The organism is Nonomuraea sp. NPDC049421, assembly GCF_040677005.1.
Classification (GTDB): Bacteria; Actinomycetota; Actinomycetes; order Streptosporangiales; family Streptosporangiaceae; genus Nonomuraea; species Nonomuraea salmonea.
The window spans coordinates 254,068-265,365 of the sequence record NZ_JBFAQA010000012.1 but is presented as its reverse complement, the minus strand read 5'-3'; the positions used below and the strand labels follow the sequence as shown (position 1 = coordinate 265,365).

At 66.8% G+C, this 11,298-nt stretch carries 13 protein-coding genes; 8 read left to right on the top strand and 5 right to left on the bottom strand.

What is annotated here, in order from left to right:
* Window positions 1-278 precede the first annotated feature (278 nt).
* Complete coding sequence (locus AB0K18_RS22505; RefSeq protein ID WP_364917150.1) at window positions 279-1,178, bottom strand: LysR family transcriptional regulator; 900 nt, start codon at window positions 1,176-1,178, stop codon at window positions 279-281.
* 109 nt (window positions 1,179-1,287) lie between these two features.
* Here AB0K18_RS22505 and AB0K18_RS22500 point away from each other — a divergent pair, with 109 nt between their 5' ends.
* Together AB0K18_RS22500 and AB0K18_RS22495 are read left to right on the top strand one after the other, a co-directional pair.
* The gene (locus AB0K18_RS22500) at window positions 1,288-2,094 is read left to right on the top strand and encodes an SDR family NAD(P)-dependent oxidoreductase (protein ID WP_364917147.1); all 807 of its coding nucleotides are present in this window, start codon (window positions 1,288-1,290) and stop codon (window positions 2,092-2,094) included.
* A gap of 24 nt (window positions 2,095-2,118) precedes the next feature.
* Complete coding sequence (locus AB0K18_RS22495) at window positions 2,119-3,108, top strand: hypothetical protein (RefSeq protein ID WP_364917144.1); 990 nt, start codon at window positions 2,119-2,121, stop codon at window positions 3,106-3,108.
* Between the two features lie 492 nt (window positions 3,109-3,600).
* Here AB0K18_RS22495 and AB0K18_RS22490 read toward each other — a convergent pair whose 3' ends face one another.
* Together AB0K18_RS22490 and AB0K18_RS22485 are read right to left on the bottom strand one after the other, a co-directional pair.
* Complete coding sequence (locus tag AB0K18_RS22490) at window positions 3,601-3,987, bottom strand: peptidase inhibitor family I36 protein (RefSeq protein WP_364917142.1); 387 nt, start codon at window positions 3,985-3,987, stop codon at window positions 3,601-3,603.
* Window positions 3,988-4,328: 341 nt separating this feature from the next.
* The gene (locus AB0K18_RS22485; protein ID WP_364917139.1) at window positions 4,329-4,940 is read right to left on the bottom strand and encodes a hypothetical protein; all 612 of its coding nucleotides are present in this window, start codon (window positions 4,938-4,940) and stop codon (window positions 4,329-4,331) included.
* Window positions 4,941-5,451: 511 nt separating this feature from the next.
* Here AB0K18_RS22485 and AB0K18_RS22480 point away from each other — a divergent pair.
* The 5 genes from AB0K18_RS22480 (at window position 5,452) to AB0K18_RS22460 (ending at window position 9,741) form a co-directional block, all read left to right on the top strand.
* Window positions 5,452-5,952, top strand: coding sequence for a SigE family RNA polymerase sigma factor (locus AB0K18_RS22480; protein ID WP_364917136.1), 501 nt, complete (start codon window positions 5,452-5,454; stop codon window positions 5,950-5,952).
* Window positions 5,949-7,241, top strand: a complete 1,293-nt coding sequence (locus AB0K18_RS22475) for a hypothetical protein (protein ID WP_364917133.1) — start codon at window positions 5,949-5,951, stop codon at window positions 7,239-7,241. The genes AB0K18_RS22480 and AB0K18_RS22475 overlap by 4 nt, the downstream gene beginning before the upstream one ends.
* Before the next feature lie 508 nt (window positions 7,242-7,749).
* On the top strand, window positions 7,750-8,256 hold the full coding sequence (locus tag AB0K18_RS22470) for a SigE family RNA polymerase sigma factor (protein ID WP_364917130.1): 507 nt from the start codon (window positions 7,750-7,752) through the stop codon (window positions 8,254-8,256).
* Entirely contained in the window at window positions 8,253-9,116 is an 864-nt protein-coding gene (locus AB0K18_RS22465; RefSeq protein ID WP_364917127.1) for a hypothetical protein, read from the top strand. Before AB0K18_RS22470 ends, AB0K18_RS22465 begins: the two co-directional genes overlap by 4 nt.
* 316 nt (window positions 9,117-9,432) lie before the next feature.
* Window positions 9,433-9,741, top strand: a complete 309-nt coding sequence (locus AB0K18_RS22460) for a hypothetical protein (protein ID WP_364917124.1) — start codon at window positions 9,433-9,435, stop codon at window positions 9,739-9,741.
* 168 nt (window positions 9,742-9,909) lie between these two features.
* Here AB0K18_RS22460 and AB0K18_RS22455 read toward each other — a convergent pair whose 3' ends face one another.
* Together AB0K18_RS22455 and AB0K18_RS22450 are read right to left on the bottom strand one after the other, a co-directional pair.
* Window positions 9,910-10,170 carry a Txe/YoeB family addiction module toxin gene (locus tag AB0K18_RS22455; protein WP_364917122.1) on the bottom strand — a complete coding sequence of 87 codons (261 nt, stop codon included), beginning with the start codon at window positions 10,168-10,170 and terminating at the stop codon, window positions 9,910-9,912.
* Entirely contained in the window at window positions 10,167-10,433 is a 267-nt protein-coding gene (locus AB0K18_RS22450) for a type II toxin-antitoxin system prevent-host-death family antitoxin (protein ID WP_364917119.1), read from the bottom strand. The genes AB0K18_RS22455 and AB0K18_RS22450 overlap by 4 nt, the downstream gene beginning before the upstream one ends.
* A 133-nt stretch (window positions 10,434-10,566) precedes the next feature.
* Between AB0K18_RS22450 and AB0K18_RS22445 the strand changes: the two genes are divergently transcribed.
* Window positions 10,567-10,878: a hypothetical protein gene (locus tag AB0K18_RS22445; protein ID WP_364917117.1), complete on the top strand. Its 312-nt coding sequence runs from the start codon at window positions 10,567-10,569 to the stop codon at window positions 10,876-10,878.
* Window positions 10,879-11,298: the final 420 nt, after the last annotated feature.

The window sequence follows — 11,298 nt, the reverse complement described above, 5'->3', positions numbered from 1 at the left end:
GGGTGACGCTGCTGCTGGTGGTGGCCGTGGCCAACCCGCTGGCGGCGCTGTTCGGGGTGCACGTCCTCGGCATGGGCCGGGGCCGATGAGCGGCCCCGGGCACGACCGTCCCCTTGAGCGCTCGATCTACCCGCCGATCACCCGACCCGCGTGGAGTCCTGCTCGGGGACGCACGGCTTGACCGGGCCGTCGATCACCGACGTGGCGAGCCGCGCCATGATCGGGCCCTGCGGGTTCTCGGTGAAGTCCAGCGTCACCGGCCGGAGGCTTACACGGCGTCATGCCGACGCGGCCGCGGCGCGCAGAGCCGCGACGACGACGCGCTGCCCTGGAGACGGCTCTGCCCTGGTCACGGTCAGGGTGATGCGCCCCGAATAGGCGGGATCGTCAACCTCGACAGTGGCGATCTCGGCGGGCAGGCCGGAGACGGCGATCCGGGGGACGGTGGTGATGCCGAGCCCGGCGGCGACGAAGCCGAGCCTGGCGTTCCAGTCGTGGATGCGGTGGGCGATGCGGGGCTCGGGCAACGTCGGCCAGGCGCCGAACTGCGGGTCGCCGCGCGGGCCCGTACCGACGATCCAGGGCTCGCCGGACAGATCCTCGACCGAGACGCGCGACCGTCCGGCGAGACGGTGGTTCTTCGGCACGGCGACGATGCCCATGCCGCCGGTCGTCAGGCGTTCGGTGTGCAGGTCGTGCAGGTCGTAGTCGGGCAGGCTCTGACCGACGGCGATCACGGCGACGTCGACGCCGCCGGCCCGCACCTGGCGCAGGAGCGCGGGGCTGGACGCCTCGTGCAGCTCGACGGCCAGCGCGGGGTGCTCGCTGCTGAGCGCCGCCATGGCTTTGGGGATGAGCGACCAGGTCGCGGTCGGGAAGGCGCCGAGCGTGACCTGCTCGGCGAGCGGGTCGGCGAGCGCGGCCAGCTCGCGGCCCAGCGCGTCGAGCTCGGCCAGCACGGCGGCCGCCCGCCGCGCGACCGCCTCGCCTGCTCGGGTCGCCTCCACCCCACGGGCCTTGCGGACGAACAGCGGCGTCCCCGCCGCCGACTCCGCGGCCGCCACCTGCCGGGAGATCGCCGACTGCGTGTATCCGAGCAGCTCAGCGGCCGCCGTGAACGATCCGGTGCCGACGACCGCGTGCACGACCCGCAGCGCGGGAACGGTGAACTCCGCCATGCGATCAACCTAAGCCATGCGTATCCCGCATTTCTGCTGTGCGAAAGCCTCGCTTGTGGAATGGCTCGTACGTACGGATGCTGAAGGGAGGAAGACCTGGAAGGAAATCATGTCCAAGATCTGGTTCATCACCGGCGCCTCGCGCGGCTTCGGCCGCCTGTGGACGGAAGCCGCGCTGCGGCGCGGCGACCGGGTCGTCGCGACGGCTCGCGACGTCACCGCGCTCGACCCGCTCGTACGCCGCTTCGGCGACGCCGTCCTGCCGCTGCCCCTGGACGTCACAGAAAGAAAGGCGGTGTTCGAGGCCGTCGAGCGGGCCGTGGAGCGGTTCGGGCGGCTCGACGTCGTCGTCAACAACGCCGGTTACGGGCTCTTCGGCATGGTCGAGGAGCTCACCGAAGCCGAGCTGCGCGCCCAGATGGAGACGAACTTCTTCGGTACGGTCTGGGTCACCCAAGCGGTCCTGCCCGTGCTGCGCGCCCAGCGGTCCGGCCGGATCCTGCAGGTCACGAGCGAGGGCGGCGTACGCGCGTACCCCGGGATCGGCGCCTACCACGCCTCCAAGTGGGCGGTGGAGGGCCTGTCCGAGGCGCTCGCCCAGGAGGTCGCCGCGTTCGGCGTGTACGTGACCGCGGTCGAGCCCGGCCCGTACGCCACCGACTTCGCCGACGCCACCAGCATGCGCACCACCGACCGCCACCCCGACTACGCCGCCGTCCACGAGGCGACCGCCAAGGAATGGGTGCTCGGCGACCCGGCGGCGACCGCGGACGCGATCCTCCTGCTCGCCGACGCCGTGAAACCGCCACGGCGGCTCGTCCTCGGCAACACGCTCCCCGAGATCGAGGCCATCTACGCCGAGCGGCTGCGCGAGTGGCGGGAGTGGGCGCCGGTCACGGAGGCCGCGTTCGGCTGAGGTGCGCGCTTAGGATCTGCCGGTATGCGCTTGGCTTGGGTGCTGCTCGTCCTGTTAGTCGTGTGTGCTCCCCAGACACCCGAGGTGTCGTGGCGGCTGAGGCACACCTGGGACGGGCCCGGCCGGCACATGTGGCACTCGATCGCCGCCCTCCGTACCGGGGAGGTCTGGACGTACGTCGCGGGCGACACGTCGCTGATGATGCGGTGGGACGGGCGCGCCTGGCGTACCGAGGAGCCGCCCGACGACTTTCTCCCGACGGGACGGGGCTTCGGGTTCGAGACGTCGCCGGCGGGTGACGACCTCTGGCTGACCTCCGGCGGCGTGTGGCAGCGGGTGCGGGACTCGTGGGTGAGACGGCCGAACCTGTCGCGCTCCGACCCCGAACTCACCATCAAGGACACGGCGGTCGCGGCGAAGGGCGAGGCGTGGCTGGCCGAGATCGGCGAGTACGGCGGGTGGGTCCTGAACGTGTGGTCCGGGGGTGCGTGGAAGGAGCTGCCGGCACCCTCCGGCGAGATGGGGTCGGCGTGGCTGGAGCAGATCGCCGCCGCAGGACCGGGACGCGTCTGGGCGATCCACCAGGTGGACGGCCTGATCCAGGCGATCCGGTGGGAGGGATCGGGATGGAGCACGCATCCCATGCCGCAGGTCTCGATCCGGGACCTGGCCGTGTCCGCTCGTGGTGACGCCTGGGCCGTGGGGTCCGAGGAGTCCGGGGGCGTGATCCTGCGCCGGCAGGGCGGGCGGTGGAAGCGGGTGGGTGTCCCTTTGCCCGGCACCGCGCTGCCCTTCGTGCGGGCGGACGTCCGGGGCGGGGTGTGGATCGCGGCCGATCCTGGGCGGGGGCGGCCGTACCTCCTGCATGTCAAGGACGGGCGGTGGAGCAAGTATCCGCTGCCGGAGAGCTCATTGAAGATCATGGCCATCGCGCCCGCCGCCACCGGGGTGTGGGTGTACGCCCGGCAAGGTAGCGGGGTGTCGAAGGTGTACGAGCTGTCTTCCTCGACCTGATACCTCGCCACGCGAGGTATCAGGTCGTCGTTGGACCGCCTCGGCCCTCCATCCGAAGCGGCGGCCGCCTTCGCCGCATCGCGCACCACCCAGCCCGCACGCATCGACCTCCGCTGCGTCGCCGTCCTGATCGACAACCTGCCGCTCGTCGCCATCTCTGTCGCGCTGTTCGTGCAGGGGGTGCTCACCACCATCGAGACGGGCACCGGCTTCACGATGTCGTTCCCGCCCGCCACGTACTTCAGGATCGGGGACGGCTGCGTCGCCTTGACCTCACTGACGTGCGGCGCCTACGACGCCTCCGGCCTGATCTACTCTCTGGGTTTCCCCCTGGCCCTCGCCTCCGCCGGGAAAAGGTGGTACCGGTCGAAGGGTACGGACAGCTCGCGCGCCTCCACCCCCGGCTCCGGCACCGGGGCGAGCGCTCCCGAACAGGCCGTCACCATGGCCGGCAGGACCACGCACGCCCCCCACCCCCGACGGCCGGGCATGCTACGGGCTGACCCGCTTCACGGAACTCGTCCTGTTGTCGAACCCGTTGTTCGTCAGGTCACTGTCGGACGACCTCGGGGCGGCCGCGTACCCGTAGGACCCCGAGCAGTTGGCGCTGTCGTAGAACTGGATCCGGCCGGCCGACGGGTTCCTCATGGAGCTGGCCTTGTTGTTCAGCGAGGTCACGTTGGCGCAGGTGTTGTTGGAGGTGAAGAGGAACTCCTGCTCCGCGCCCGCGTAATCGTCGTGCTCGTACAGGCAGAAGCTGGACAGGCAGGAGCTGGCGAGCCGCTGAGCATCGGCCTGAGCCGCGGTGGCGCCCACTCCCATCAGGCTGGTCAGGGCCAGCGCCACGGCTCCGACCCTGCGCACCGACGTTCTCTTCATGCAGGACCCTCATTTCGGCTGGGTGCGATTTCGCCATGATCATGACAGGAAATCCCAAAACCCACCACAGTCCGGGCCGGTCACGGTTTTGGGCAGCTCCGTGCGCGCGACCACCAACCCTTGGACCGCTACCGTGTCCGCGTGATCGCCGAGCGGCAAGAGCGGCCGCCTGCTACGGCGCTGAGGCGGCGCAGCCCGCTCTCCGAGGACAACCGCCTTGACCTACGGGGCAGGCAGTACGCCAGTAACCGTGACCTACCCGCTGTTGACCGCCCTTGATGGCGCGCGAATGGCATGGCGATCATGTGTGGTCACGGGGTCTGTTCTGCCGGACCTCTGTCCTACGGTGCGCGGTCACCGTATTGCTCGATGATCGAACTGAGCGAGCGTGAGCCTGACGGCATCTCCAGCACCTGTGGATGTGGTGAGGTGACGCCGATGTGTACGGATCGCATCCAGTCGTCGTCGACCACAGCCTGGCATAGCGCTTCTGCGGTGATGAGCGTGGCGAGACCACACCTGTTCGCCCAGATCTCCCGGCCCGCTGGGCCGGCGGCGATCCACCGCTCGACACTCGCGAAATCAGGAACTGGATACCAGTCCCAATCCCTCCTGTCGAACTTGACCACCAGGCCGCTTTCCGTCCAGTAAGAAATCAAGGCCGGGGCGTCATCGGTCCATACGGCGCTCAGGCAAGGGCCGTACTGCGCCAGAATGGGAAGAGCTCCCTCAGTGACGGAATCGACGCGGTAATCCATGATGACGGTGCCATTGCCGAGGCGCCCGATGCACATGTCGACGTCGTCAGCGTTGCAGCGCGCCGGCTGAGTGCTCTCGGGTGAAATGTCGTACGCAGCCAGGACGTCGTCAATCTTGGTGGCGGAACACCACGTCAAGTCGACGACCAGCCGGGTCCGGAGGCGAAACCACTCGTAGTAGGTTGAGTCGATCACGGACGTTTCCTCTCCGCTGACACGGCCATGGGCCCCGCTCAGTGATCTTCGCGCATCCGCCTGCTGCTCGCCGCCGAACCGCGATCAGCCAGGTTGCTCAGAGGAACGCACCCTGAATCTTCGATCACCCCCAAGCACGCACGGCGTCCAGGCATGCAGCGGCGATCGGAGGGCTGCGTCTGTGCGGCAGTGCGGCAATCTCGGCCGGAGCATTCGGTTGGTACGGCAAGATCTACGACGACGCGAAGACTCCGTACTGCCGGTTCTGAGCAAGGGGCTCACGCGAGAACCGAATTCACCACTCGGCGGGACATGACCGCCACCCCGCCGCGCGTACTTGCCTGCAGGTCGTGAAGTCCTTCCTGTCCTGCGGCTCGGACAGAGCCGGTCGGCTTGGGACACCACTCGGCGCAGACAAAACTCCTGGGAGTTCGGGAAAACGTCTCGCCGGACGGTGCAACACTTCGGCCCCTTGAGTCGTCTGGGTCGTGAGGATCGAGAAGGGACCCCATTGGACGACGAATCCGGCTTCGACAGATTCGTGGCTGAGCAGGCGGACGCGCTGCTCCGCTACGGATACGTCCTGACCGGCAACCCTCACGACGCCGCCGACCTTGTCCAGGAGGCCCTCCTACGAGTGCGCGGCGCCTGGTCGAAAGTGCGGCGCAAGGACAATCCGAACAGTTACGCGCGGATCACGATGGCGCGGCTGCACATCAGCATCTGGCGGCGGCGCAGACGTGAACACCTCACTGGAGACCCGCCGGATCGGGCCAGCCACGAGGCCTTCCCCTTCGAGCAGCAGCAAGAGCTCTGGGAGGCGTTGTCCGCGCTGCCTCGCAGGCAGCGAGCCGTGCTGGTGTTGCGCTACTACGAGCAGCTCACCGACGCCGAGATCGCCAAGGTGCTCGGCATCTCCCAGGGAACCGTACGCAGTCAGGCCTCACGGGGCTTGGACAAGCTGCGGTCCTCTCTCTCCTCCTCGCCCGCGACCCACGGGAGCCCGCGATGAACAATCTTGGAAACGAGTTGAGCCGCCTTCTCTCCGACGCGGCGGAACGGGCGCCGCGGGCGCCGGCAGGGTTGTCCGCGAGGGTCAAGGCACGTCATCGCCGGCGGCGGGCACGGTCCGCGGCCCTGCTCGCAGCCGTGGCCGTGGCCGTGGTGTTCGGGGGGACGGGCATGGTGGTGAAGACAGTACGTACGTCGACCGTGCCGCAGCCCGCGGTCAACGCGACGGACAAACCGACGGGCATGGTGAAACCGCCGGCGGACGTCATCCCTCCGTCAATCGAGAAGGTATGGCCACAGGCCGTACGCAAGATCCCTGCCACGCTGCCCGACGGCCGCGACTACTACCCAGAGTTGCTTCTGGACGATCACACGCTGCTGGTCAGCACGGGGATCAACGGCGGGAAGCGCCGGTTCCTGTGGACCTACGACCTGCACAGCGGCAAGCCCACGCGGATCGCTGAGGTCCCTCCGACGAAGGGCTCGGTGAGCTTCGCCGACGACATAGCGGCGGGAGGCGGAAACATCGTCTGGTGGGCGTTCAAGGAGGCGGGCAAGGGCCGGGTCGCCCAGATCTGGACGGTGCCGGTACGTGGCGGCACACCGCGGCCGGTGAGCGACGTTCCCCTGGCAACCGCCACGAAGCAGTTGGGCCAGATCGCCGATCTGACCGTTGTGGGGAAAGAAGTGATCTTCGCCTACGAGAAAGGGGGGGTCCATCGGGTGCCGCTGAGCGGGGGCCAGGTGCGACCGGTGAAGGGGGCCGAGCGGCAGCGCATCCTGCGGTGGCCGTGGGTGGGCACCCATGGGGTGATGAATGACTTCCTCGAACTGTTCAACGCCGAGACCGGTGAACGGCGCGACGCCGTGGCCGCGGCCGACGAAGAGCTCATCTGCGGTGTCACCCGGTGTACGGGCACGAAGGTGCGCTACGAGAAGGTCCCATGCACCGTTGAATCGTGCGCGGACAAGATGAAAAAAGAGCGGGTCGTCCTGCGCAGCTTCGTCCGCAACCGCGATGGTTCCGGGGAAAGACCACTGCCGGCTGCCACCGACCTGTTCGGCCCGGCCGACCTCGCCCTTGAGCGATTCTTCAAGCTGGTTCTCCACGGACCGCGAGGGGAAAGCGTCATGGCGCTCTATGACGTAGAGACCGGCAAGATGGCCGACCTCGGCCTGAGACCGGATGCGAAAGGATCCATATCCGTTCCCGAAAGCAGGCGTGATGCGCTGATGACCTACAGGGTCGGGGACCAGATGTACGTTCTAGACCTGTCCACGATCGAGTAGATCGGAGGCGTTCGCCGGGTGGCGGTTGCCTTCCTTATCGGGCCGCAGCGCTTGCCGTCATCCGGCGATGTAGCGGTATATCGGCTGTACCCGAGCGGAGCGAGGATCAATGGGGCGCGTTCCCGTCCAACAGGCGGGCACGGATAAGTGGTCTGAGGCCCGCTGCCGGCTCCCAGCGGAGGGCATCGCGTTCGTTGCTCAGCTCTTCCAGATCGTCCGGGGTGAAGAGCGTCTTGGACAAGCCGTTCATGGCCCAGCCGCTCCGGCCAGGTTCCCAGAAGATAGCGAAGAGTGCCGGGGCATACCCAATGACCACCTCTACTTCGGTGATGGCCCGGCGATCATGTCCGCGACTCGCAGCGGCCGCCCACGCGCGGCCCGTCCCCTGGCTCACCCTTGTGTGCGCGATCTGGCGCCTACGCAGGTAACGCCGGTTCCTGCGGGATGAGTACGCGCGCCATAGGTCCGGTAGGGGATCGCGTCTTAGGAGGCGACCAGAGGAGATCTGTTGAACAACGAGCAGAAACGCGACTTCGCCGACTTCGTGTCGGCTCGGTCGGACAGCCTGATCAGGCTCGCCTATGTCCTCACCAACGACCAGTACGCGGCTGAGGACCTGCTCCAGACCGCGCTGACCAAGACCGCGGGCCGCTGGAACAAGATCCGCGAAAACCCCGAGGCGTACGTGCGGAAGGTCATGTACCACGAACAGGTCAGCCGCTGGCGAAGTCCCCGCTGGGGCAGGGAAAAGGTGGTGGAGTCACCCCCTGAGCGGATGATGGGCGATCGCACTGCCCAGGTGGACGACCACCTCACCCTCCAGCAGGCTTTGCGCGCGCTGCCACCGCGCAAGCGCGCCGTGCTGGTGTTGCGTTACTACGAGGATCTCCCGGAATCCGAGGTCGCCAAGATCATGGGCTGCTCGGTGGGAACCGTACGCAGCCAGACCCATCACGCTATCGCCCGTCTCCGCGAGCTGGTCCTCGAACCCGTCATGCAGGAGGTCTGGAAATGAACGTCGACGAAACAACGATCGCCGCTGAGCTACGGCGGCTGGCGGACGCCTCCCGCTCCGTGAACGGCCAGGCCATGGCGGCCCGGGCCGTCGCGGGGGCCAGACGCCGCCGCCTGAGCTGGACGCTGGCCGCCGGTGCGCTCGCCGCCGTCGCGGCCGGGACGCTGGTCGTGGTCCCCATCATCCGGAACACGACCATCGTCACGGCGGCTCCGCCGGCGAACGGCCCCTCCGAGCTGCCGTCGAACACCCCTGGGCAACTCCAGTCCGTACGGGACTGCATGCCGTTGGGAGGGCCGGTCGACGGCATGGACCCCCGCAAGCGGCAACCGCTGGACTCCGACGTCAAGGACTTCCGCGAGCTGGTGGTGTATCGCGATGCCGTCGGCTCGACCGCACTCGTCGGGAGCAAGGCCGGCTTCGTCCTCTGCACACCGCAGAAGTACAAGGAGGCGTTTCCCGGCGTCCCCGTCTTCACCCCTTGGGGATCCACCCTGCCCGGCAACCTCAACGCGGGCGTCTCCGGCCCGCTGACCGTGGACGCGTACACGACCGGAACCGACTCCAACGCCATGTCGGACGACAACCAGAGCGGCGGCGGCTACCGCATCGCGGCAGGGCGCGTGACGGAGGAGGTGACCCGCGTCGAGATCGACTGGGCGGACGGCAGGCACACGGACGCCGCGGTGGCCAACGGCTTCTTCATCGGGCGGGTGGCGGCCCGCCCGAAAGCGGACGGCAAGCACCTCGACACCCCCGCCGTGACCGTGACCGCGTACGACGAGACGGGCCAGGCCATCGGCCGGAAGGCGAAGGTCCTCTTCGCTCCTCTCGGCCCCGATTACAACAACGCGGGCTGAACCGGAACATGAATTGGGTGGATATCGCGGAGCCGGTCAGCATGGGGGCGCTGAAGCGCCTGGGGCAGCACCTCAGCTTCTGAGCCATCCACGCGTCTTGCCTTAAGGGCCGCTTCTCCAGGGAGCGGCCTTCAGCATGCCGGGAGGAACCCCGATCTGTCGGTCTCTCTCACTACGATCACCGCATGTTTGGCTTAGACGCGTTGGAGTCGATTCTCCTCGTCCTGCTGCTGGTGATCCTCGGGCTCGGAATCAGCCGATGGATGAGCCAACGCAAGGTATCGCGCATCTACGTCGGCTGGACCTCATAACTCCTGTGGATGTGCAGGTGCGGGCGCACGACCTGATCGAGGAGGGACGGTTTCATGACGCTGTGGACCTGATCCGCAAAGAGTCCCAGGTATCCGGGCCGACCGCATTGGAAGTCGCGAAGGTACTACGTGCCGGTGAGGTGCTGCCGGGCTTCCCGATGTTCGATGAGGATGACCTGCTCACCCGGGTCCGCAAGCTGATCGACGCCGGCCACCGGAAGCAGGCCGTCTTTCTTGTGCGAAGCACCGAGGACATGAGCCAGTCAGAAGCTGAGGCCTTCGTCGACTCGCTTTCAGGGGAGCCGAACGCCTGACGTCGGGGCATGTTGTCGCCCTAGCTGTACTTTGCAGCTGTACAACATCGAAAAGGCCACCTCCCAATCATAGGAAGTGACCTTCGAAGTGCAGTGGAGCCTAGGAGATTCGAGCGGGTTCACCTGCCTGTACCAGGCGTTCCTCGTTCCTGGCTGGCCGGACTGGCGCTACTTCTCGTAGTGATAGCGACAGGCGGCGATCAGGATGGTGTCGTCATCGACGCGATAGACGAGCCGGTGTTCTGAGGTGATGCGCCGGGACCAGTAGCCGGACCATTCGTATTTCAGCGGCTCTGGTTTGCCGATGCCTTCGTTCTCGTTTCGAGCTATGTCGGCGATCAGCTGGTTGATCCTTTTGAGGATGCGTCGATCTTCTCTCTGCCAGTAGCAGTAGTCTTCCCAGGCAAATTCGTCGAAGACGATCTTCACGAGGTGGTGTCCTCGTCGGCCAGTTCACGGACGGTGCCACCGCCGGCCTCCAGACGGGCGACCGCCGCTGACAGTCGTCTGCGGTTGACAGGAGAAGCCATGAGGTAGAGCGTCTCGCGCATCGATTCGTACTCGCGCTGAGACACCATGACAACGCCTTCCCCGCCGGGGCGGGTAATGAGGACTTCTTCCTGGTCGTCGATGACGGCGTCGAGAGTAGCAGCATAGTTAGCCCGGGATTCGGACATTGTCATCACCTTCATACTTCCAGTGTACATGATGATGTACATCGCGGAGCTGGCGGTGTACCCGTAGCCCAGCCCCGTCCCACTCCAAAGGGGAGGTGCTCATCGTTAGGTCCCGTCTGCCCGGGTAGATAGAGACGTGAAACCGTGCTTGCCGTTCACTGGGCTGCTCGGCGTCAGCCTGCTGGCGGCGTACATCATCGTCCTGATTGGCATCCGCCGTGAGGACAAGGAGCTGAACCTGCGGAGCCGCCCGGACGAAGCCTCGGCCGCTCTGGACGCGAAAGGCACTGAAGCGCTTGGGGCAGCACCTCGGCTCCAGACTGTTGGCGCCCCTTCAGACGGCTGGACGCACGTTGACCGGGTCCCGTCCGAACAGCTGTACAAGATCGAAAAGGCCACTACCCGATCATGGGAAGTGACCTTCGAAGTGCAGTGGAGCCTAGGAGATTCGAACTCCTGACTTCCTGCTTGCAAACGGGAGCCAGTCACCTCGTCAAGGGCTCGCAACCCTGGTCAAGCGATAGGTGGGTGACCGGTGAAGCATGCTGCCGTACGTCGACGTTGCTGTACCGGGCTGCTGCAAGGCAGCCCCTAAGCCGCTTCGGGAAGTGACCTCGCCCCCGCGTCAGGTCGCTCGCCTCGTTTATGGCATAACCGAATTGGATGCCACTTTGGTGCTACCTTGTAGCACCACATAGCAAGAAGCGGGCCAAGGCCATGGGGACAAGGCGGAGCCCCCTACTGGAGGAACGACCTTGGCTCCGTGGCCCTGCTCTGCTCGGCTTGTCGCGGGGCGATAGCGGAGAGAAGACCGGACTTCCACCTTAGTCCTCACGCAGACCTCGCTCCTGGAGTTGCGACCTTCCCCGGAGCCGGAGTG

Excerpts from the sequence above, each read along its gene's own strand:
- AB0K18_RS22465 (WP_364917127.1), top strand. The coding sequence starts at position 8,253 with ATGAACGTCGACGAAACAACGATCGCCGCTGAGCTACGGCGGCTGGCG.
- AB0K18_RS22505 (WP_364917150.1), bottom strand. The coding sequence starts at position 1,178 with ATGGCGGAGTTCACCGTTCCCGCGCTGCGGGTCGTGCACGCGGTCGTC.
- AB0K18_RS22490 (WP_364917142.1), bottom strand. The coding sequence starts at position 3,987 with ATGAAGAGAACGTCGGTGCGCAGGGTCGGAGCCGTGGCGCTGGCCCTG.
- AB0K18_RS22495 (WP_364917144.1), top strand. The coding sequence starts at position 2,119 with ATGCGCTTGGCTTGGGTGCTGCTCGTCCTGTTAGTCGTGTGTGCTCCC.
- AB0K18_RS22500 (WP_364917147.1), top strand. The coding sequence starts at position 1,288 with ATGTCCAAGATCTGGTTCATCACCGGCGCCTCGCGCGGCTTCGGCCGC.
- AB0K18_RS22450 (WP_364917119.1), bottom strand. The coding sequence starts at position 10,433 with ATGAAGGTGATGACAATGTCCGAATCCCGGGCTAACTATGCTGCTACT.
- AB0K18_RS22475 (WP_364917133.1), top strand. The coding sequence starts at position 5,949 with ATGAACAATCTTGGAAACGAGTTGAGCCGCCTTCTCTCCGACGCGGCG.